We start from the raw sequence: 20,908 nt of genomic DNA, 5'->3' as shown, positions 1-20,908 counted from the left end.
TCAAAAAGGGGATTAACTAGTGCTCGACGTCAACTTCTTCGACGAGCTGCGCATCGGCCTCGCGACCGCCGACGACATTCGGCAGTGGTCGCACGGCGAGGTGAAGAAGCCGGAGACCATCAACTACCGAACCCTCAAGCCGGAGAAGGACGGGCTCTTCTGCGAGAAGATCTTCGGTCCGACCCGCGACTGGGAGTGCTACTGCGGCAAGTACAAGCGCGTCCGCTTCAAGGGCATCATCTGTGAGCGCTGTGGCGTCGAGGTCACGCGCGCCAAGGTGCGCCGCGAGCGGATGGGCCACATCGAGCTGGCCGCTCCCGTCACCCACATCTGGTACTTCAAGGGCGTCCCGTCCCGCCTGGGGTACCTGCTCGACCTCGCCCCGAAGGACCTGGAGAAGGTCATCTACTTCGCGGCGTACATGATCACGCATGTCGACGCCGAGATGCGTGACCGCGACCTGCCGTCGCTGGAGGCGAAGATCTCCGTCGAGCGGCAGCACGTCGAGCAGCGCCGTGACGCGGACATCGAGGCCCGCCAGAAGAAGCTCGAGGCCGACCTGGCCGAGCTGGAGGCCGCCGGTGCCAAGGGCGACCAGCGCCGCAAGGTGCGGGAGGGCGCCGACCGCGAGATGCGGCAGCTGCGCGACCGCGCCCAGCGCGAGCTGGACCGGCTCGAGGAGGTCTGGAGCCGCTTCAAGAACCTCAAGGTCCAGGACCTCGAGGGCGACGAGCTGCTCTACCGCGAGATGCGCGACCGCTTCGGCCGCTACTTCCGCGGCGGAATGGGCGCCCAGGCCATCCAGGAGCGGCTGAACAGCTTCGACCTGGAGGCCGAGGCCGAGAACCTGCGCGAGACCATCCGCAGCGGCAAGGGCCAGAAGAAGGCCCGCGCCCTCAAGCGGCTCAAGGTCGTGGCGGCGTTCCTCAACACGCGGAACTCGCCGAGCGGCATGGTGCTCGACTGCATCCCGGTCATCCCGCCGGACCTGCGCCCGATGGTGCAGCTCGACGGTGGCCGGTTCGCGACCTCCGACCTGAACGACCTGTACCGCCGGGTCATCAACCGGAACAACCGGCTCAAGCGTCTGCTCGACCTCGGCGCGCCCGAGATCATCGTGAACAACGAGAAGCGGATGCTCCAGGAGGCCGTCGACGCGCTGTTCGACAACGGCCGCCGCGGCCGCCCGGTCACGGGCCCCGGCAACCGCCCGCTGAAGTCGCTCAGCGACATGCTCAAGGGCAAGCAGGGCCGCTTCCGGCAGAACCTGCTGGGCAAGCGCGTCGACTACTCCGGCCGTTCGGTCATCGTGGTCGGCCCGCAGCTCAAGCTGCACCAGTGCGGCCTGCCCAAGCAGATGGCGCTGGAGCTGTTCAAGCCGTTCGTGATGAAGCGCCTGGTCGACCTCAACCACGCGCAGAACATCAAGTCCGCCAAGCGGATGGTCGAGCGGTCCAAGCCGGTCGTGTGGGACGTGCTGGAAGAGGTCATCACCGAGCACCCGGTGCTGCTCAACCGCGCGCCCACGCTGCACCGCCTGGGCATCCAGGCCTTCGAGCCGCAGCTGGTCGAGGGCAAGGCCATCCAGATCCACCCGCTCGTCTGCACCGCGTTCAACGCGGACTTCGACGGCGACCAGATGGCGGTGCACCTGCCGCTGTCCGCCGAGGCGCAGGCCGAGGCGCGGATCCTGATGCTGTCCACCAACAACATCCTCAAGCCGGCCGACGGCAAGCCGGTGACGATGCCCACCCAGGACATGGTCATCGGTCTGTACTGGCTGACCACCCAGAAGGAGGGCGGCGCCGGCGAGGGCCGGGTGTTCACCACGGTGTCGGAGGCCCTCATGGCCCACGACCGCCACGAGCTGGACATCCAGGCCAAGATCCAGGTCCGCCTCAAGGACGTCCCGCCGCCGCGCGGCTGGGAGGGCCCCGAGGGCTGGGAGTCGGGCGAGCCGTTCCGGCTGGAGACCACGCTGGGCCGGTGCCTGTTCAACCAGACGCTGCCGGACAACTACCCCTTCGTGAACTACCAGGTCGGCAAGAAGCAGCTCTCGGCGATCGTCAACGAGCTGGCCGAGCGTTACCCGAAGGTGGAGGTCGCCAACGCCCTCGACGCGCTCAAGGACGCCGGCTTCTACTGGGCGACCCGCGCCGGCGTCACGATCTCGATCGAGGACGTCGTCGCGCCGCCGAACAAGGCCGCGATCATGGAGTCGTACGAGCGGCGGGCCGACAAGGTGCAGCGCGAGTACGACCGGGGTCTGATCACCGACGAGGAGCGCCGTCAGGAGCTCATCGAGATCTGGACCCACGCGACCGCGGACGTCGAGACCGACATGGTCAACGCATTCCCGGCGACCAACCCGGTCTGGATGATGGTCAACTCCGGCGCCCGCGGCAACAAGATGCAGGTCCGGCAGATCGCCGGTATCCGCGGCCTGGTGTCCAACACCAAGGGTGAGACGATCCCGCGGCCGATCAAGTCCTCCTTCCGCGAGGGCCTGTCGGTGCTGGAGTACTTCATCTCGACCCACGGCCAGCGGAAGGGTCTGGCGGACACCGCTCTGCGGACCGCCGACTCCGGCTACCTGACCCGTCGTCTGGTCGACGTCGCGCAGGACGTCATCGTGCGCGAGATCGACTGCGGCACCGACCGGGCCGTCCCGCTGCACGTCGGCGAGCGCGACGCGCAGGGCACCCTGGTGAAGGCCGAGAACGCCGAGAGCAACGTGCACGGCCGCATCCTGGCCGAGGACGTCGAGGTGGACGGCAAGCTCGTCGCGTCGGCGGGCGTCGACATCAACGACGACGTCGTGACGGCGCTGGTGAACGCCGGCATCGAGACGGTCAGGACCCGCAGCACGCTGGTGTGCGAGGCCAAGATCGGTGTCTGCGCGACCTGCTACGGCCGCTCGCTGGCGACCGGCAAGCTCGTGGACGTCGGCGAGGCCGTCGGCATCATCGCCGCCCAGTCCATCGGCGAGCCCGGCACGCAGCTGACGATGCGGACCTTCCACACCGGTGGTGTGGCGGGCGCCGACATCACCCACGGTCTGCCGCGTGTCCAGGAGCTGTTCGAGGCGCGCATCCCCAAGGGTGTCGCCCCGATCAGCGAGGTCGCCGGACGGGTGCGGATCGACGAGACCGACAAGACCCGCAAGATCGTCATCACTCCGGACGACGGCGCCGACGAGGTGGCCTACCCGGTGTCGATGCGCTCGCGGCTCCTCGTCTCCGAGGGCCAGCGCGTCGACGTCGGCCAGCTGCTGGTCGCGGGTGCGCGCAACCCCAACGAGGTGCTGCGCATCCTCGGCCCGCGTGCCGTCCAGCTCCACCTGGTGGACGAGGTGCAGCAGGTCTACCGCTCGCAGGGTGTGTCGATCCACGACAAGCACATCGAGGTCATCGTCCGGCAGATGCTCAAGCGCGTGAACGTGCTGGAGTCCGGCGACACCGAGCTGCTGCCCGGCGAGCTGGTCGAGCGGCCGCGCTTCGAGGCCATGAACCGGCAGACGGTGGCGGAGGGCGGCCAGCCGGCCTCCGGCCGTCCGGTCCTGATGGGCATCACCAAGGCCTCGCTCGCCACCGAGTCGTGGCTGTCGGCGGCGTCCTTCCAGGAGACGACGCGGGTTCTCACCGACGCGGCCATCCACGCCAAGTCGGACTCGCTGCTCGGCCTCAAGGAGAACGTCATCATCGGTAAGCTCATCCCGGCCGGTACGGGCATGCCCCAGTACCGCAACATCCGGGTCGAGCCGACCGAGGAGGCCAAGGCCGCGATGTACACGGTCGGCGGCTACGACGGCTCCGCGTCGGACTACACGTTCGGCTCGGGCAGTGGCGAGGCCGTCCCGCTGGAGGAGTACGACTTCGGCCAGTACGGCCGGTAGCCGTGCCGCGGCGGGCGACCGCCGCACAGGTCGACGAAGCGGCCCCGGGCACCCGCCCGGGGCCGCTTCCCGTTCCGCGGCCCCCGGATCCTCTCGTGGACGCCGTGCGCGAGATCCGGCCCCCAGACCTCTCGTGGACGCGCGCGGACCGAAAGCGGCCGGGTCACGCCCTCGCCCTCGGTATGATGGAAGGCGACCGGAGGGCTACCGGTCCCGGATGACGTCGACCTACGGCGAGCGCCCCCCAAGGGCTTGCCCGCCGTTTTGACGCGTCGTGCAGGGGCGGGTACGCTTGTCGCTCGTGCCCGCACATGCGGGCTGACGCGTGTGTGCCCGGTAATCCTCCCTCGTGGAGGGGTGGGGGGCGCACGTGACTCCTCCAGATCGGCCCAGGTCCGCCCGGGTGTGGTGCGAAGAGCACACGACACGCCCGAGCGCGGGGGTCGAAGGAGACAGACAACCAGCAGGTCATGACACCGGCAGCACCTGCGAAAGCATGACCTGAGACGGGCGGCTCGCCGCCTGGATCAGGAACCCACGTATCACCGGCTAGGCACGAAACGGAGACGCGGTGCCCACCATTCAGCAGTTGGTCCGCAAGGGCCGGCAGGACAAGGTCAGTAAGACCAAGACTCCTGCCCTCAAGGGGAGCCCGCAGCGGCGCGGCGTTTGCACCCGCGTGTACACGACCACCCCCAAGAAGCCCAACTCGGCGCTCCGCAAGGTGGCGCGTGTTCGGCTCACCAACGGCATCGAGGTCACGGCTTACATCCCCGGTGTGGGCCACAACCTCCAGGAGCACTCGATGGTGCTGGTGCGCGGTGGTCGTGTGAAGGACCTGCCGGGTGTTCGCTACAAGATCATCCGCGGTTCGCTGGACACGCAGGCGGTCCGCAACCGCAAGCAGGCCCGCAGCCGTTACGGCGCCAAGAAGGAGAAGAGCTGACATGCCGCGCAAGGGTTCCCCTGGCCGCCGCCAGCTGGTCGCTGACCCGGTGCACAACTCGCCGCTGGTCACCGCTCTGATCAACAAGGTTCTCCTGGACGGCAAGCGCTCCATCGCGCAGTCGATCGTCTACGGCGCCCTCGAGGGCTGCAAGGACAAGACCGGCAACGACCCGGTCGTCACCCTCAAGCGCGCGCTCGACAACGTCAAGCCCACCCTCGAGGTGCGCAGCCGCCGCGTCGGCGGCGCCACCTACCAGGTGCCGGTCGAGGTGCGCGCCGCTCGCAGCACCACCCTGGCCCTGCGGTGGATCGTGCAGTACGCGCGGGCGCGCCGCGAGAAGACCATGACCGAGCGGCTCATGAACGAGCTGCTCGACGCGAGCAACGGCCTCGGCGCCAGCGTCAAGCGGCGCGAGGACACGCACAAGATGGCCGAGTCCAACAAGGCCTTCGCCCACTACCGCTGGTAGTGAGCACCGACGACGAGTTAAGGACGCGAAGAAGTGGCCACCACGACCGCTCTTGACCTTGCCAAGGTCCGCAACATCGGGATCATGGCCCATATCGACGCGGGCAAGACCACGACGACCGAGCGCATCCTGTTCTACACCGGCATCAACTACAAGATCGGTGAAGTCCACGAGGGCGCCGCCACGATGGACTGGATGGAGCAGGAGCAGGAGCGCGGCATCACGATCACGTCCGCCGCGACGACCTGTGAGTGGCTCGGGCACACCATCAACATCATCGACACGCCCGGCCACGTCGACTTCACCATCGAGGTCGAGCGGTCGCTGCGCGTCCTCGACGGCGCGGTCGCCGTGTTCGACGGCGTCGCGGGTGTGGAGCCGCAGTCGGAGACGGTGTGGCGCCAGGCCGACCGGTACGGCGTGCCGCGGATCTGCTTCGTGAACAAGATGGACCGGGTCGGCGCGGAGTTCCACCGCTGCGTCGACATGATGATCAACCGGCTGAACTCCACGCCGGCGGTCATCCAGCTTCCCTGGGGCGTCGAGGCCGACTTCAAGGGCGTCATCGACCTGGTGAAGATGAAGGGCCTCATCTGGAGCGCCGAGGCGGCCAAGGGCGAGATGTACGACACCGTCGACATCCCGGCCGACCACGCCGACGCGGCCCGCGAGTGGCGCGACAAGCTCGTCGAGACGGTCGCCGAGAACGACGACGAGCTCATGGAGCTCTTCCTGGAGGGCGTCGAGCCCACCGAGGAGCAGCTCGTCGCCGCCCTCCGGCGGGCGACGATCATCGGTGCGATCAACCCGGTCCTGTGCGGCACGGCGTTCAAGAACAAGGGCGTCCAGCCCCTGCTCGACGCGATCGTCGCCTACCTCCCCGCCCCCACCGACATCCCGGCCTTCAAGGGCCACGCGGTGGGCAACGAGGAGCAGGTCGTCGAGCGTCACCCGGACCCGAACGAGCCGTTCGCGGCGCTGGCGTTCAAGATCATGAGCGACCCGCACCTGGGCAAGCTGACCTACATCCGCATCTACTCCGGAACGCTCGAGACCGGCACCACTGTGGTGAACTCGGTGAAGGGCAAGAAGGAGCGGATCGGCAAGATCTACCAGATGCACGCGAACAAGCGCGAGGAGCGCCCGAGCGCGATCGCTGGTCAGATCGTGGCCGTCATGGGCCTGAAGGACACCACCACCGGTGACACCCTCTCGGACCCGACCAAGCAGGTCGTCCTCGAGTCGATGACGTTCCCCGCGCCGGTCATCAACGTCGCGATCGAGCCCAAGACCAAGGGCGACCAGGAGAAGCTGGGCACCGCGATCCAGCGGCTGGCCGAGGAGGACCCGTCCTTCCAGGTCCGCCGTGACGAGGAGACCGGTCAGACGGTCATCTGGGGCATGGGCGAGCTCCACCTGGAGATCCTCGTCGACCGCATGCGCCGCGAGTTCAAGGTCGAGGCCAACGTCGGCCGCCCGCAGGTCGCCTACCGCGAGACCATCCGCCGCAAGGTGGAGAAGGTCGAGTACACGCACAAGAAGCAGACCGGTGGTTCCGGCCAGTTCGCGCGCGTGATCATCGACCTGGAGCCGCTGGGCGAGGGCAACGACGGCTACGAGTTCCAGAACAAGGTCACCGGTGGCCGCATCCCGCGGGAGTACATCCCGTCGGTCGACGCGGGCGCGCAGGAGGCGGCCGAGTTCGGCGTGCTCGCCGGCTACCCGATGGTCGGCGTCAAGGTCACGCTTCAGGACGGCGCGTTCCACGAGGTCGACTCGTCGGAAATGGCCTTCAAGATCGCCGGCTCGATGGCCTTCAAGGAGGCCGCGCGCAAGGCGGACGCCGTACTCCTCGAGCCGATGATGGCCGTCGAGGTCACCACGCCCGAGGACTACATGGGAGACGTCATCGGCGACCTCAACGGTCGTCGCGGGCAGATCCAGGCAATGGACGAACGGTCCGGCGCCCGTGTCATCAGGGCGCTCGTTCCGCTCTCTGAGATGTTCGGCTACGTGGGCGACCTTCGCAGCCGTACTCAGGGACGGGCGAGCTACAGCATGCAGTTCGACTCCTACTCGGAGGTGCCCCCGGGCATCGCCAAGGAGATCGTCGCGAAGGCTAGGGGCGAGTAGTTCCGCTCGCCGTACGTCGGGGCGCCCCCGGGCGTCCCGCCGTACGGAGCCTGAGTTGCAAGACGCAAGTCAAGTCAGAATCTCTAAGGAGACAGACCAGTGGCCAAGGCCAAGTTCGAGCGGAACAAGCCGCACGTGAACATCGGCACCATTGGGCACATCGACCACGGCAAGACCACTCTGACCGCGGCGATCACCAAGGTGCTTCACGACCGTTTCCCGCAGCTCAACGAGGCGACCCCGTTCGACAAGATCGACAAGGCGCCCGAGGAGAAGGCTCGCGGAATCACCATCTCCATCGCGCACGTCGAGTACCAGACCGAGAAGCGCCACTACGCCCACGTGGACTGCCCCGGTCACGCCGACTACGTGAAGAACATGATCACCGGTGCCGCGCAGATGGACGGCGCGATCCTGGTGGTCGCGGCGACCGACGGCCCGATGCCGCAGACGAAGGAGCACGTCCTCCTGGCCCGCCAGGTCGGCGTCCCCTACATCGTCGTGGCCCTCAACAAGGCCGACATGGTCGACGACGAGGAGATCCTGGAGCTCGTCGAGCTCGAGGTCCGCGAGCTGCTGTCCGCCCAGGAGTTCCCGGGCGACGACCTGCCGGTCGTGCGCGTCTCGGCGCTCAAGGCGCTCGAGGGCGACGAGAAGTGGGGCGACTCCATCATCGAGCTCATGAACGCCGTGGACGAGAACGTCCCCGAGCCCGTTCGTGACACCGACAAGCCGTTCCTCATGCCGATCGAGGACGTGTTCTCGATCACCGGTCGCGGCACCGTCGTCACCGGCCGTATCGAGCGCGGTGTCGTCAAGGTCAACGAGACCGTCGACATCATCGGCATCAAGGAGAAGAGCACCACGACGACCGTCACCGGCGTCGAGATGTTCCGCAAGCTCCTCGACGAGGGCCAGGCCGGCGACAACGTCGGTCTGCTCCTGCGCGGCATCAAGCGCGAGGACGTCGAGCGCGGCCAGTGTGTCATCAAGCCGGGCACGACGACCCCGCACACCGAGTTCGAGGCGCAGGTCTACATCCTGTCCAAGGACGAGGGCGGCCGCCACACGCCGTTCTTCAACAACTACCGTCCTCAGTTCTACTTCCGTACGACTGACGTGACGGGCGTGGTGAACCTGCCGGAGGGCACCGAGATGGTCATGCCCGGTGACAACACCGAGATGACCGTCCAGCTCATCCAGCCGATCGCCATGGAAGAGGGTCTGAAGTTCGCGATCCGTGAGGGCGGCCGCACCGTCGGCGCCGGTCGCGTCACCAAGATCATCAAGTAGCAGCACCGCGAGGCGGCGGTCGGGCCCGCACAGGGCCTGACCGCCGCACCGCGCGGGGCCGGGAACGGCTCCTCCGTGGACGGCGAAACCGTGATCTCGCAGTGCTTTCGGCCGCGGTATGACCGAAGCCACTGCCAGATCACGGAGAACCGCCGGTCCACGGGACCGAAAAGCGGCAATGGGCCGCACGAAGCTTAATAGGACGACAGCGAAGGACACCGAGGCCATTATGGCGGGACAGAAGATCCGCATCCGGCTTAAGGCGTATGACCACGAGGTCATCGACAGCTCGGCCAAGAAGATCGTCGAGACGGTGACGCGGACCGGCGCCAAGGTCGCTGGCCCGGTGCCGCTGCCGACCGAGAAGAACGTGTACTGCGTGATCCGGTCGCCGCACAAGTACAAGGACAGCCGCGAGCACTTTGAGATGCGCACCCACAAGCGGCTGATTGACATCATCGACCCGACGCCCAAGACGGTCGACTCGCTCATGCGTCTCGACCTGCCGGCCGGCGTCGACATCTCGATCAAGCTCTAAGGAACGCACTGACATGGCTAAGCAGATCAAGGGCGTCCTGGGCAAGAAGCTCGGCATGACCCAGGTCTTCGACGAGGCGAACCGGGTGGTCCCGGTCACCGTGGTCGAGGCCGGTCCGTGCGTGGTGACCCGGGTCCGCACCTCCGAGAAGGACGGCTACTCGGCCGTGCAGATCGGGTTCGGCCAGGTTGACCCGCGCAAGGTCAACAAGCCCCTGGGTGACTACCTGCGCAAGCACGACATCACCCCGCGCCGTTACTTCGCCGAGGTCCGCACCGACGACGCCTCCGAGTACACCCTGGGCCAGGAGATCCTGGCCGACGCCTTCGAGGCCGGGCAGTACGTGGACGTCACCGGCAAGAGCAAGGGCAAGGGCTTCGCGGGTGTCATGAAGCGCCACAACTTCCGTGGTCTGGGCGCTTCGCACGGTACCCAGCGCAAGCACCGCTCGCCCGGCTCCATCGGCGGCTGCGCCACCCCTGGACGCGTCTTCAAGGGCCTGCGCATGGCGGGCCGCATGGGCAACGTCCGCACCACGGTCCAGAGCCTCAAGGTCCACTCCGTCGACGTCGAGAAGAACCTCATCCTGATCAAGGGTGCGATTCCCGGCGCCAACGGCAGCCTTGTCCTCCTCCGCACCGCCGCCAAGAAGGGGGTCGCCGCCAAATGAGCACGACCATTGACGTCCTCGACGCCAGCGGCGCCAAGACGGGGACCGTCGACCTGCCGGAGGAGATCTTCGGCGCCAAGGTCAACGTGCCGCTGATCCACCAGGTCGTCGTGGCCCAGCTTGCCGCCCGCCGGCAGGGCACCCACGCGACGAAGACCCGCGGCGCCGTCTCCGGCGGCGGCAAGAAGCCGTACCGGCAGAAGGGCACCGGCCGCGCCCGTCAGGGCTCGACCCGCGCGCCGCAGTTCGCCGGCGGTGGCACCGTCCATGGCCCGCAGCCCCGCAGCTACGAGCAGCGGACGCCCAAGAAGATGAAGGCCGCCGCGCTGCGCGGCGCCCTGTCCGACCGGGCCAACGGCGGGCGGGTGCACGTGGTGAGCGCCCTGGTCACCGGTGAGACGGCGAAGACCAAGGCGGCCCTTGACGCCCTCCGTAAGGTCACGCAGGCCGCCAGCGTGCTCGTCGTGGTCGACGAGGCCGACGAGCTGACCTGGCTGAGCCTGCGCAACGCGCCTGAGGTCCACCTCCTGGACTCGGGCCAGCTGAACACCTACGACGTGCTGTGCTACGACGACGTGGTCTTCACCCGTGAGGCGTACGACCAGGTCGTGGCCCGTCTGGGCGACAGCGGGAAGGAAGAGGCCTGATGCAGAAGATCGCCGACCCGCGCGACATCATCCTCAAGCCGATCGTCTCCGAGAAGAGCTACGGCCTGATCGATGAGCACAACAAGTACACCTTCCTGGTGCGCAAGGGTGCCAACAAGACGCAGGTGAAGATCGCCGTCGAGCAGATCTTCGGCGTCAAGGTGACCGGGGTCAACACGATCAACCGGCAGGGCAAGCGCAAGCGGACCCGGCACGGTTACGGTCAGCGCCCGGACACCAAGCGCGCGATCGTGAGCCTCGCCGAGGGCGAGCGGATCGACATCTTCGGCCAGGTCGGCTGACCCAGCGCCGTACGCGGGGACGCGGGACCCCGGCCCAGCCGAGGGTCCCGGCCCGGAAGACAGCACCGGGGGGACCGCCGAGAGGCGGACCCCGACCGGTACGAACCGACGAAGGATGAACGAAAGAGATGGGCATCCGAAAGTACAAGCCGACGACTCCGGGTCGTCGCGGCGCGAGCGTCTCGGACTTCGCCGAGATCACGCGCAGCACCCCGGAGAAGTCGCTGCTTGCCCCGCTGCACAGCAAGGGCGGTCGTAACGTCCACGGCCGGGTGACCGCCCGGCACCAGGGAGGCGGGCACAAGCGCGCCTACCGGATCATCGACTTCCGCCGCCACGACAAGGACGGGATCCCGGCCAAGGTCGCGCACATCGAGTACGACCCGAACCGGACCTCCCGCATCGCGCTGCTCCACTACGCCGACGGCGAGAAGCGGTACATCCTCGCCCCCGCCGGCCTCAAGCAGGGCGACCAGGTCGAGAACGGTCCCGCGGCCGACATCAAGCCGGGCAACTGCCTGCCGCTGCGCAACATCCCGACCGGTACCTTCATCCACGCGGTGGAGCTCCGTCCGGGTGGCGGCGCCAAGCTGGGCCGCAGCGCCGGCGCGCAGATCCAGCTGCTCGCCAAGGAGGGCACGTACGCCACGCTGCGCATGCCCTCCGGTGAGATGCGCCAGGTCGACGTCCGCTGCCGCGCCTCCGTGGGCCAGGTGGGCAACGCCGAGCAGGGCAACATCAGCATCGGTAAGGCCGGCCGCAACCGCTGGAAGGGCAAGCGCCCCACGGTCCGCGGTGTCGCCATGAACCCGGTCGACCACCCGCACGGCGGTGGCGAGGGCAAGACCTCCGGTGGTCGCCACCCGGTGAACCCCAAGGGCAAGCCCGAGGGCCGTACCCGCCAGGCGAACAAGCCCAGCGACCGCCTGATCATCCGTCGTCGGAGCAAGAGGAAGAAGCGGTAGGAGCAGCCGATATGCCACGTAGTCTTAAGAAGGGTCCCTTCGTGGACGATCACCTTCAGAAGAAGGTGGATGTCCAGAACGAGAAGGGCACCAAGAACGTCATCAAGACGTGGTCGCGGCGCTCCATGATCGTGCCCGACATGATCGGCCACACGATCGCCGTGCACGACGGCCGCAAGCACGTCCCGGTGTTCATCACCGAGGCGATGATCGGTCACAAGCTCGGTGAGTTCGCCCCCACGCGGACGTTCCGCAGCCACGTCAAGGAAGACCGCCGCAGCCGGCGGTAAGCGCCTTCAAGCCAGCAGTTAGAGGAGAAAGCGATGGAAGCCAGGGCACAGGCGCGGTACGCGCGCCACACGCCCCGGAAGGCCCGCCGCGTGGTGGACCTCATTCGCGGGCTGCCCGCTTCGGAGGCGCAGGCCGTGCTGCAGTTCGCTCCCCAGTCGGCGAGCGAGACCGTCTACAAGGTGCTCTCGAGCGCGATCGCGAACGCCGAGCACAACTTCAAGCTCGACCGGGACACGCTCTTCGTGAGCCGCGCGTGGGTGGACGAGGGTCCGACCCTGAAGCGGTTCCGCCCGCGTGCCCAGGGTCGCGCCTATCGGATCAACAAGCGGACGAGCCACATCACCGTGATCGTGGAGTCCCGCGAGCCGAAGGGAAGGACCCGATAGTGGGCCAGAAGGTTAACCCGCACGGGTTCCGCCTCGGCATCACGACCGACTTCAAGAGCCGGTGGTACGCCGACAAGCTGTACAAGTCGTACGTCGCCGAGGACGTGGCGATCCGTCGCATGCTGCAGAAGGGCATGGAGCGGGCCGGCATCTCCAAGGTCGAGATCGAGCGCACGACCGACCGCGTGCAGGTCGACATCCACACCGCCCGGCCGGGCATCGTCATCGGCCGCCGCGGCGCCGAGGCCGACCGCATCCGCGGCGACCTGGAGAAGCTGACCAAGAAGCAGGTCCAGCTGAACATCCTCGAGGTGAAGAACCCCGAGATCGACGCGCAGCTCGTCGCGCAGGGCGTGGCCGAGCAGCTGTCCAGCCGCGTCTCGTTCCGCCGGGCCATGCGCAAGGCCATGCAGTCCGCCATGAAGAGCGGGGCCAAGGGCATCCGTGTCCAGTGCTCCGGCCGTCTGGGCGGCGCCGAGATGTCGCGCTCGGAGTTCTACCGCGAGGGCCGCGTGCCCCTGCACACGCTCCGCGCCGACATCGACTTCGGGCTCTACGAGGCCCGGACCACCTTCGGGCGTATCGGCGTGAAGGTGTGGATCTACAAGGGCGAGGCTCCGACGAGCCGCCAGGAGCGCGAGGCCGCAGCGGCCGGCGCCCGGGCGAGCCAGCGTCGTGAGCGCGACGACCGTCGCGGTGGCGGCACGGGTGACCGTCCGCGTCGTGGCGGCGGCGACCGTCCGCGTCGTGGCGGCGCCGCAGGTCGCGGCGACCGCGCCCCCAGGACCGAGGCGGCCGCGCAGGCCGCCCCCGAGACCGGCCCGGCGGAGCAGCCGGGTGCTGAAGGGAGCTGACCATGCTGATCCCGCGCAGGGTCAAGCACCGCAAGCAGCACCGGCCCGACCGTCACGGCGCGGCCAAGGGTGGCACCCGGGTGGTGTTCGGCGAGTTCGGCATCCAGGCGCTTGAGCACTCCTATGTGACCAACCGCCAGATCGAGGCCGCGCGTATCGCCATGACCCGGCACATCCGCCGTGGCGGCAAGGTCTGGATCAACATCTTCCCGGACCGTCCGCTCACGAAGAAGCCGGCCGAGACCCGCATGGGTTCCGGTAAGGGCTCTCCGGAGTGGTGGATCGCCAATGTCAAGCCCGGCCGAGTCATGTTCGAGCTGTCCGGCGTCGCCGAGCCCGTGGCCCGTGAGGCCATGCGCCGCGCGATGCACAAGCTGCCCATGAAGTGCCGGTTCGTCAAGCGTGAAGTGGGTGAGGCGTGATGGCTAAGGGTCTGACCGCCGCGGAGCTGCGGGTCGAGGACCAGGACGTCCTCGTCCAGAAGCTGAAGGAGGCGAAGGAGGAGCTGTTCAACCTCCGCTTCCAGTCGGCGACGGGGCAGTTGGAGAGCCACGGGCGGCTGCGCGCCGTCCGCCGCGAGATCGCCCGTATCTACACCGTGATGCGCGAGCGGGAGCTCGGCATCGTCACGGTCGAGAAGGAGCCGAGCGATGGCTGAAGCAACTGAGACCACGACCACTGAGGCGCGGAACTACCGCAAGACCCGTGAGGGCCTGGTCGTCAGCGACAAGATGGACAAGACCGTCGTCGTCGCCGTCGAGGACCGCGTCAAGCACCCCCTGTACGGCAAGGTCATCCGCCGTACGACCAAGTACAAGGCTCACGACGAGCAGAACGCCTGCGGCGTCGGCGACCGCGTCCTCCTGATGGAGACCCGGCCGCTGTCCGCCACCAAGCGCTGGCGGGTCGTCGAGATCCTCGAGAAGGCCAAGTAACACCAGCAGACGCGCCTCGTGGGGGGTGGGAGACCGCCCCCCATGACGGTGTCCAAGGGGCGGGACCGCGCGGCGGCCCCGCCCGCCCGCGGCGGCGGTACGGCTGTCGCCGAGGGAAAAAGACCACATCGGGTTCGGCCAGGCTCACCACCGGGTGAGAACCGGCACGACAAACAGGAGTAGACGTGATTCAGCAGGAGTCGCGGCTCAAGGTCGCCGACAACACGGGTGCCAAGGAGATTCTCTGCATCCGCGTTCTCGGCGGCTCGGGTCGGCGCTACGCGGGAATCGGCGACGTCATCGTTGCGACGGTGAAGGACGCCATTCCCGGCGGAGGCGTGAAGAAAGGCGACGTTGTCAAGGCTGTCGTGGTGCGCACCGTGAAGGAGCGCCGCCGCCCCGACGGCTCCTACATCCGCTTCGACGAGAACGCCGCGGTCATCATCAAGGACAGCGGCGACCCTCGCGGCACCCGCATCTTCGGCCCGGTCGGCCGGGAACTGCGCGACAAGAAGTTCATGCGCATCATCTCGCTCGCCCCGGAGGTGCTGTGATGTCGAAGCTGCACGTGAAGAAGGGTGACCTGGTTCAGGTCATCGCCGGCAAGGACAAGGGCGCCAAGGGCCGGATCATCGCCGCCTACCCGCGTGAGGAGCGCGTGGTGGTCGAGGGCGTGAACATGATCAAGAAGCACTCCAAGGTGACCCACCAGGGCCCGCGCGGCGCCAAGGAGGGCGGCGTGCAGACCATGGAGGCCCCCATCCACGTGAGCAACGTGAAGAAGCTCAAGGATGAGGAGAAGGCCGACAAGCCCGAGAAGAAGGCCGCCGCGAAGAGCGACGCCGACGCGGCGGGTGAGGAAAGCTGATGACCGCCACCACTGAAGAGCGCACCCTTCCGCGCCTCAAGCAGCGTTACCGCGAGGAGATCATCGCGAAGCTGCGCGAGGAGTTCGGCATCGAGAACATCATGCAGGTGCCCACGATCACCAAGATCAAGGTGAACATGGGCGTCGGCGAGGCCGCCCGCGACTCGAAGCTCATCGAGGGCGCGGTCCGCGACCTCACCGCGATCACCGGCCAGAAGCCGGCCGTCGCCCGCGCCCGCAAGTCCATCGCGCAGTTCAAGCTGCGCGAGGGCATGCCGATCGGCGCGCACGTGACGCTCCGCGGCGACCGCATGTGGGAGTTCCTCGACCGCCTGCTGTCGCTCGCCCTGCCGCGCATCCGGGACTTCCGCGGTCTGTCGCCGAAGCAGTTCGACGGCAACGGCAACTACACGTTCGGTCTCACGGAGCAGGTCATGTTCCACGAGGTCGACCAGGACAGGGTCGACCGGCAGCGGGGCATGGACATCACGGTCGTGACCAGCGCCACGAACGACGACCAGGGCCGGGCGCTGCTGAAGCACCTCGGATTCCCCTTCAAGGAGGCCTGACATGGCGAAGACGTCGCTGAAGGTCAAGGCAGCGCGCAAGCAGAAGTTCGAGGTCAGGGCGTACACTCGGTGCTCGCGCTGTGGCCGTCCCCGCGCTGTCTACCGCAAGTTCGGGCTGTGCCGCGTGTGCTTCCGCGAGATGGCGCACCGGGGCGAGCTGCCCGGCATCACCAAGTCGAGCTGGTAAGCCGCAGCGCTGACCGGCCGCACCACAAAGTCACATCAACCGGGCGCCTCTACGGCGCCCACGACCGCACCGTAGGTCCCAGCCTGGGGAAACCGCGGTGAGGAAGGCCACCGGCCATGACGATGACCGACCCGATCGCAGACATGCTGACGCGTCTGCGTAACGCGAACTCGGCCTATCACGACACCGTGAGCATGCCTTACTCCAAGATCAAGGCACACATCGCGGAGATCCTCCAGCAGGAGGGCTACATCCAGGCCTGGAGCGTCGAGGACGCCAAGGTCGGCAAGAACCTCGTGGTGGAGCTGAAGTTCGGCCCGAGCCGCGAGCGTTCGATCGCCGGCCTGCGCCGGGTGTCGAAGCCCGGTCTGCGGGTCTATGCAAAGAAGGACAACCTGCCCCGCGTGCTGGGCGGCCTGGGCGTCGCGATCATCTCGACGTCCGGTGGCCTGATGACGGACAAGCAGGCCGGCAAGCGTGGAGTGGGCGGGGAAGTCCTCGCCTACGTCTGGTAAGAGGGGAGGAACCACAGCATGTCGCGAATCGGACGGCTGCCCATCCCCGTACCGGCGGGTGTCGACATCACCATCGACGGCCGGAACGTCCAGGTCAAGGGGCCGAAGGGCACGCTCAGTCACACCGTCGCGGAGCCGATCGAGGTCTCTCGCGGCGAGGACGGCAACATCGCCGTCTCCCGGCCGAACGACGAGAACAAGGTCCGTGCTCTGCACGGCCTGTCCCGCACGCTGATCGCCAACATGGTCGCGGGCGTCACTCAGGGCTACACCAAGACGCTGGAGATCGTCGGCGTCGGTTACCGCGTCGCGGCCAAGGGCCCGACGCAGCTGGAGTTCTCGCTGGGCTTCAGCCACCCGGTGATCGTCGACGCCCCCGAGGGCGTCTCCTTCCGCGTCGAGCGGCCGACCCTGTTCCACGTGGACGGCATCGACAAGCAGAAGGTCGGCGAGGTCGCCGCGAACATCCGCAAGCTGCGCAAGCCCGACCCGTACAAGGGCAAGGGCGTGCGCTACCAGGGCGAGGTTGTCCGCCGCAAGGTCGGAAAGGCTGGTAAGTAGCCATGGCTGGCAAGACTGCGTTCGGCAAGCACACGGCCGCCCGCACGATCTCGCGGGCCCGCCGGCACCGCCGCGTCCGCAAGAACGTCTTCGGCACGCCGGAGCGTCCCCGTCTCGTCGTCAACCGGTCCACGCGGCACCTGTTCGTGCAGATCGTCGACGACACCCAGGGCCACACGCTGGTGAGCGCCTCCACCATGGACGCCTCGCTCCGCGGCTCCGAGGGGGACAAGACCGACAAGGCGAAGAAGGTCGGCGAGCTTCTCGCTCAGCGGGCCAAGACCGCCGGGATCACCGCTGTCGTGTTCGACCGCGGTGGTAACCGCTACGCGGGGCGCCTGGCCGCTCTCGCGGACAGCGCCCGTGAAGGCGGGCTGCAATTCTGATGGCCCGTCCTACGAGCAACGAGAAGAGGAACCACTGATGGCTGCAGCTCCGCGTCGCGGTGCAGGCGGCGGTGGCGAGCGGCGTGACCGTCGTGAGGATCGCCGCGGTGGCGCCGCAGACAAGGGCGTCTCGTACATCGAGCGCGTCGTAAAGATCAACCGAGTGGCGAAGGTCGTCAAGGGCGGCCGGCGCTTCAGCTTCACCGCGCTCGTCATCGTCGGGGACGGCAACGGCCTCGTCGGCGTCGGGTACGGCAAGGCCAAGGAGGTGCCCGCGGCGATCGCCAAGGGCGTCGAGGAGGCCAAGAAGCACTTCTTCAAGGTGCCGCGCATCCAGGGCACCATCCCGCACACCGTGCAGGGCGAGGACGCCGCGGGCGTCGTCCTCCTGCGTCCGGCCTCGGCCGGTACGGGTGTCATCGCGGGCGGCCCGGTGCGCGCGGTCCTGGAGTGCGCCGGCATCCACGACGTGCTGTCCAAGTCGCTCGGCTCGGACAACCCGATCAACATCGTGCACGCCACCGTGGCGGCTCTGAAGGGCCTCAGCCGGCCCGAGGAGATCGCCGCCCGCCGTGGCCTGCCGATCGAGGACGTCGCGCCCAAGGCGATGCTCAAGGCTCGCGCGGAGGGCCTCGCCGAGGCCGCCGCCGCCGCGAAGGCGGTGAGCTAGTCCATGGCGCGTCTGAAGATCACCCAGGTCCGTTCGAAGATCGGCGGCACGCAGAACCAGCGTGACTCGCTGCGTTCGCTCGGCCTGAAGCGGATCGGCGACGTCGTCGTCAAGGAGGACCGCCCGGAGATCCGGGGCATGGTCGCCAAGGTGACGCACCTCGTCGAGGTGGCCGAGCTCTCCGAAGAGGGGGTCGAGTAGTCATGACCGACAACGCTCCGCTCAAGCTGCACGACCTCCGTCCGGCTCCCGGCGCCAACAAGTCGAAGGTCCGCAAGGGCCGCGGCGAGGGCTCCAAGGGCAAGACGGCCGGCCGGGGCACCAAGGGCACCAAGGCCCGCAACACCGTGATGCCGGGCTTCGAGGGCGGCCAGGTCCCGCTGCAGCGGCGGCTGCCGAAGCTGAAGGGCTTCTCCAACGCCCTGTTCAAGACGTCCTACCAGGTCGTCAACCTCGACAGGCTCGGGGAGCTGTTCCCCCAGGGCGGCGACGTCACGATTGACGACCTCGTCGCCAAGGGTGCGGTCCGCAAGAACCAGCTCGTCAAGGTGCTGGGCACCGGTGACATCTCCGTCGCGCTCAACGTGCAGGCGCACGCCTTCTCGGCGTCCGCGAAGGAGAAGATCGCCGCGGCCGGCGGCTCGGTCTCCGAGCTGTAGGCATGATGCTGCGCGAGGCGCGGAGGTTCGTTATGAGCCTCCGCGCCCGTAGTGCGTTAGAGTTCGCTGGGCAGCGGCCCCGTGCCGCGGCCGACCAGGCTCATAGGCAAGTAGTCATGTCGAGGGACGCCGTCCAGGCCGTCACCGACCGTCACCGCGTCACAGGCGCGCAGGAGGGACCGTGCTAACCGCGATTACCCGGGCATTCCGGACGCCGGACCTGCGCAAGAAGCTGCTCTTCACCTTGGGCATCATCGCGCTGTTCCGGCTCGGCTCGGTGCTCCCCACGCCGGGCGTGAACGCCGCGAACGTCCGCCTGTGTCTCGACCAGGCCCAGTCCGGCGACGCCGGCAACATCTACGGGATGGTCCAGCTCTTCTCGGGCGGCGCCCTTCTGAAACTTTCCGTGTTCGCGCTCGGCATCATGCCGTACATCACCGCGAGCATCATCCTTCAGCTGCTGACCGTGGTCATCCCCCGTCTTGAGGCCCTGAAGAAGGAGGGCCAGGCGGGGACGTCGAAGATCACTCAGTACACGCGGTACCTCACCATCGGGCTGGCGGTCCTGCAGTCCACGGCGTTCGTCGCGCTGGCCCGCAGCGGCCAGCTGTTCCCGAGCTGCCGCGAGCAGATCCTGCTCAGCCAGGACGTCTTCCCGCTGGTCACCATGGTGATCATCATGACCGCCGGCACGGCCGTGATCATGTGGCTGGGCGAGCTCGTGACCGACCGCGGCGTCGGCAACGGCATGTCGATCCTGATCTTCACGCAGGTCATCGCGGTCTTCCCGTCCGAGCTGCTGAGCATCTACCGCCTGAGCCCGTTCAAGTTCGTGGTCGTGATGATCGTCGGCATCGTGATGATCGCGGTCGTCGTGTTCATCGAGCAGGCGCAGCGCCGGATCCCGGTCCAGTACGCGAAGCGCATGGTCGGCCGCCGGATGTACGGCGGCACCTCGACCTACATCCCGCTGAAGGTGAACCAGGCCGGCATCATCCCGGTCATCTTCGCCTCGTCGCTGCTGTACCTGCCGCAGCTGCTGGTGACGCTGTTCGGCAACAGCAACAAGCCGAACGCGGTGGTCGAGTGGCTGGCGCAGAACATGGTCCGGGGCGACCACCCGGTCTACATGGGCACGTTCTTCGCCCTCATCATCTTCTTCACCTACTTCTACGTGTCCATCACCTTCAACCCCGTTGAAGTGGCCGACAACATGAAGAAGTACGGTGGGTTCATCCCGGGCATCCGTCCGGGCCGGCCGACCGCCGAGTACCTGAACTACGTGCTCACGCGGCTCACCGCCGCCGGCGCTCCGTATCTGGGTGTCATCTCGCTCATCCCGATCATCGCGCTGGCGGTGGCCGGGGCGAGCCAGAACTTCCCGTTCGGAGGGACCAGCATTCTGATCATGGTTGGTGTTGGCCTGGACACGGTCAAGCAGATCGAGAGCCAGCTTCAGCAGCGCAACTACGAGGGCTTCCTGAGATAGTGCGCGTCGTCCTGGTCGGGCCCCCCGGAGCGGGTAAGGGGACGCAGGCCCAGTTCATCGCTTCGCACCTGTCGATCCCGAAAATCTCGACAGGCGACATCTTCCGTGCCAACGTGTCCGGCGGCACGGAGCTCGGCAAGCTCGCCAAGGAGTACATGGACCGCGGTGACCTCGTCCCCGACGAGGTCACGGTCGCCATGGTGCGCGACCGGCTGTCGGAGGACGACGCGCAGGAGGGCTTCCTCCTCGACGGCTTCCCCCGCAACGTGCCGCAGGCCGAGGTCCTCAAGAAGATGCTGGCCGAGTTCGGCATCTCCCTCGACGTGGTGCTCAACCTGGTGGTCGACGACGACGAGGTCGTACGTCGGCTGGCCGGGCGTCGCACCTGCCGTTCCTGCGGCAAGGTGTGGCACGAGCTGTTCGACCCGCCGGCCGTCGCCGGCGTCTGCGACGCGTGCGGCGGAGAGCTGTTCCAGCGCGACGACGACCGCGAGGAGACCATCAGGCACCGCCTGGAGGTCTACCAGGAGCAGACGGCGCCGCTGATCTCCTTCTACGCCGACGAGGGCATCCTGCAGGGGGTCGACGCGACCGGGCCGGTCGAGGAGGTCACCCAGCGGGCGATGTCGGCGCTGCGGCGGTTCGCCGACTGAGGCATTACCACGGCCACGGACGCC

Annotated in this window: 28 protein-coding genes; all 28 read left to right on the top strand. The window is 67.7% G+C overall.

Features of this window, described 5'->3' with window-relative positions:
- Positions 1 to 19 precede the first annotated feature (19 nt).
- Positions 20 to 3,895 carry a DNA-directed RNA polymerase subunit beta' gene (locus Mco01_RS25190; RefSeq protein ID WP_204059344.1) on the top strand — a complete coding sequence of 1,292 codons (3,876 nt, stop codon included), beginning with the start codon at positions 20 to 22 and terminating at the stop codon, positions 3,893 to 3,895.
- A 571-nt stretch (positions 3,896 to 4,466) separates the two neighbouring features.
- Positions 4,467 to 4,841 carry a 30S ribosomal protein S12 gene (gene rpsL / locus Mco01_RS25185; RefSeq protein ID WP_030508316.1) on the top strand — a complete coding sequence of 125 codons (375 nt, stop codon included), beginning with the start codon at positions 4,467 to 4,469 and terminating at the stop codon, positions 4,839 to 4,841.
- A gap of 1 nt (position 4,842) precedes the next feature.
- Positions 4,843 to 5,313: a 30S ribosomal protein S7 gene (rpsG, locus tag Mco01_RS25180; RefSeq protein WP_204059343.1), complete on the top strand. Its 471-nt coding sequence runs from the start codon at positions 4,843 to 4,845 to the stop codon at positions 5,311 to 5,313.
- An 84-nt stretch (positions 5,314 to 5,397) separates the two neighbouring features.
- Positions 5,398 to 7,446 carry an elongation factor G gene (gene fusA / locus Mco01_RS25175; protein ID WP_239103896.1) on the top strand — a complete coding sequence of 683 codons (2,049 nt, stop codon included), beginning with the start codon at positions 5,398 to 5,400 and terminating at the stop codon, positions 7,444 to 7,446.
- A gap of 99 nt (positions 7,447 to 7,545) precedes the next feature.
- On the top strand, positions 7,546 to 8,739 hold the full coding sequence (tuf, locus tag Mco01_RS25170; RefSeq protein ID WP_036328531.1) for an elongation factor Tu: 1,194 nt from the start codon (positions 7,546 to 7,548) through the stop codon (positions 8,737 to 8,739).
- Between the two features lie 229 nt (positions 8,740 to 8,968).
- Complete coding sequence (gene rpsJ / locus Mco01_RS25165; RefSeq protein WP_012887830.1) at positions 8,969 to 9,277, top strand: 30S ribosomal protein S10; 309 nt, start codon at positions 8,969 to 8,971, stop codon at positions 9,275 to 9,277.
- A 13-nt stretch (positions 9,278 to 9,290) separates the two neighbouring features.
- Positions 9,291 to 9,947 (top strand): 50S ribosomal protein L3, encoded by a 657-nt coding sequence (rplC, locus tag Mco01_RS25160; RefSeq protein WP_036328529.1) that lies wholly within the window; start codon positions 9,291 to 9,293, stop codon positions 9,945 to 9,947.
- Complete coding sequence (gene rplD, locus Mco01_RS25155; RefSeq protein WP_204059341.1) at positions 9,944 to 10,594, top strand: 50S ribosomal protein L4; 651 nt, start codon at positions 9,944 to 9,946, stop codon at positions 10,592 to 10,594. Before rplC ends, rplD begins: the two co-directional genes overlap by 4 nt.
- A complete protein-coding gene (gene rplW, locus Mco01_RS25150; protein WP_036328524.1) occupies positions 10,594 to 10,896 on the top strand; it encodes a 50S ribosomal protein L23 in 303 nt (100 codons plus the stop codon). The genes rplD and rplW overlap by 1 nt, the downstream gene beginning before the upstream one ends.
- A gap of 128 nt (positions 10,897 to 11,024) precedes the next feature.
- Entirely contained in the window at positions 11,025 to 11,861 is an 837-nt protein-coding gene (rplB, locus tag Mco01_RS25145) for a 50S ribosomal protein L2 (protein WP_204059340.1), read from the top strand.
- Positions 11,862 to 11,872: 11 nt separating this feature from the next.
- On the top strand, positions 11,873 to 12,151 hold the full coding sequence (rpsS, locus tag Mco01_RS25140) for a 30S ribosomal protein S19 (protein ID WP_036328519.1): 279 nt from the start codon (positions 11,873 to 11,875) through the stop codon (positions 12,149 to 12,151).
- Between the two features lie 33 nt (positions 12,152 to 12,184).
- Complete coding sequence (gene rplV / locus Mco01_RS25135) at positions 12,185 to 12,538, top strand: 50S ribosomal protein L22 (RefSeq protein ID WP_036328517.1); 354 nt, start codon at positions 12,185 to 12,187, stop codon at positions 12,536 to 12,538.
- A complete protein-coding gene (gene rpsC, locus Mco01_RS25130; RefSeq protein ID WP_036328515.1) occupies positions 12,538 to 13,392 on the top strand; it encodes a 30S ribosomal protein S3 in 855 nt (284 codons plus the stop codon). The genes rplV and rpsC overlap by 1 nt, the downstream gene beginning before the upstream one ends.
- Positions 13,393 to 13,394: 2 nt before the next feature.
- Complete coding sequence (rplP, locus tag Mco01_RS25125; RefSeq protein WP_036328513.1) at positions 13,395 to 13,814, top strand: 50S ribosomal protein L16; 420 nt, start codon at positions 13,395 to 13,397, stop codon at positions 13,812 to 13,814.
- Positions 13,814 to 14,050 (top strand): 50S ribosomal protein L29, encoded by a 237-nt coding sequence (gene rpmC / locus Mco01_RS25120; RefSeq protein WP_036329435.1) that lies wholly within the window; start codon positions 13,814 to 13,816, stop codon positions 14,048 to 14,050. Before rplP ends, rpmC begins: the two co-directional genes overlap by 1 nt.
- A complete protein-coding gene (gene rpsQ / locus Mco01_RS25115; RefSeq protein ID WP_036328511.1) occupies positions 14,043 to 14,327 on the top strand; it encodes a 30S ribosomal protein S17 in 285 nt (94 codons plus the stop codon). Before rpmC ends, rpsQ begins: the two co-directional genes overlap by 8 nt.
- A 185-nt stretch (positions 14,328 to 14,512) precedes the next feature.
- Positions 14,513 to 14,881, top strand: a complete 369-nt coding sequence (rplN, locus tag Mco01_RS25110; protein WP_036328509.1) for a 50S ribosomal protein L14 — start codon at positions 14,513 to 14,515, stop codon at positions 14,879 to 14,881.
- A gap of 8 nt (positions 14,882 to 14,889) precedes the next feature.
- Positions 14,890 to 15,195: a 50S ribosomal protein L24 gene (gene rplX, locus Mco01_RS25105; protein WP_084370019.1), complete on the top strand. Its 306-nt coding sequence runs from the start codon at positions 14,890 to 14,892 to the stop codon at positions 15,193 to 15,195.
- Positions 15,195 to 15,764 carry a 50S ribosomal protein L5 gene (gene rplE, locus Mco01_RS25100; RefSeq protein ID WP_036328507.1) on the top strand — a complete coding sequence of 190 codons (570 nt, stop codon included), beginning with the start codon at positions 15,195 to 15,197 and terminating at the stop codon, positions 15,762 to 15,764. Before rplX ends, rplE begins: the two co-directional genes overlap by 1 nt.
- Before the next feature lies 1 nt (position 15,765).
- Positions 15,766 to 15,951: a type Z 30S ribosomal protein S14 gene (locus Mco01_RS25095; protein WP_030451489.1), complete on the top strand. Its 186-nt coding sequence runs from the start codon at positions 15,766 to 15,768 to the stop codon at positions 15,949 to 15,951.
- Positions 15,952 to 16,067: 116 nt separating this feature from the next.
- Entirely contained in the window at positions 16,068 to 16,466 is a 399-nt protein-coding gene (rpsH, locus tag Mco01_RS25090; RefSeq protein WP_036328503.1) for a 30S ribosomal protein S8, read from the top strand.
- An 18-nt stretch (positions 16,467 to 16,484) separates the two neighbouring features.
- Positions 16,485 to 17,027, top strand: a complete 543-nt coding sequence (rplF, locus tag Mco01_RS25085) for a 50S ribosomal protein L6 (RefSeq protein ID WP_204059339.1) — start codon at positions 16,485 to 16,487, stop codon at positions 17,025 to 17,027.
- A 2-nt stretch (positions 17,028 to 17,029) separates the two neighbouring features.
- On the top strand, positions 17,030 to 17,413 hold the full coding sequence (gene rplR, locus Mco01_RS25080) for a 50S ribosomal protein L18 (RefSeq protein ID WP_204059338.1): 384 nt from the start codon (positions 17,030 to 17,032) through the stop codon (positions 17,411 to 17,413).
- A 37-nt stretch (positions 17,414 to 17,450) separates the two neighbouring features.
- The gene (gene rpsE, locus Mco01_RS25075; protein WP_036328494.1) at positions 17,451 to 18,083 is read left to right on the top strand and encodes a 30S ribosomal protein S5; all 633 of its coding nucleotides are present in this window, start codon (positions 17,451 to 17,453) and stop codon (positions 18,081 to 18,083) included.
- Between the two features lie 3 nt (positions 18,084 to 18,086).
- Positions 18,087 to 18,284 (top strand): 50S ribosomal protein L30, encoded by a 198-nt coding sequence (gene rpmD, locus Mco01_RS25070; RefSeq protein WP_036328491.1) that lies wholly within the window; start codon positions 18,087 to 18,089, stop codon positions 18,282 to 18,284.
- 2 nt (positions 18,285 to 18,286) lie between these two features.
- Positions 18,287 to 18,742, top strand: a complete 456-nt coding sequence (gene rplO, locus Mco01_RS25065) for a 50S ribosomal protein L15 (protein ID WP_036328488.1) — start codon at positions 18,287 to 18,289, stop codon at positions 18,740 to 18,742.
- A 181-nt stretch (positions 18,743 to 18,923) separates the two neighbouring features.
- Complete coding sequence (gene secY, locus Mco01_RS25060; RefSeq protein ID WP_036328485.1) at positions 18,924 to 20,231, top strand: preprotein translocase subunit SecY; 1,308 nt, start codon at positions 18,924 to 18,926, stop codon at positions 20,229 to 20,231.
- Positions 20,231 to 20,884 carry an adenylate kinase gene (locus Mco01_RS25055; RefSeq protein ID WP_036328482.1) on the top strand — a complete coding sequence of 218 codons (654 nt, stop codon included), beginning with the start codon at positions 20,231 to 20,233 and terminating at the stop codon, positions 20,882 to 20,884. Before secY ends, Mco01_RS25055 begins: the two co-directional genes overlap by 1 nt.
- The last annotated feature ends 24 nt before the right edge of the window (positions 20,885 to 20,908 follow it).

The sequence above is a fragment of the Microbispora corallina genome (assembly GCF_016863035.1).
In the GTDB taxonomy this organism is placed as follows: Bacteria; Actinomycetota; Actinomycetes; order Streptosporangiales; family Streptosporangiaceae; genus Microbispora; species Microbispora corallina.
The sequence above is the reverse complement of the archived record's forward strand: the minus strand, read 5'-3'. Positions and strand labels throughout refer to the sequence as shown.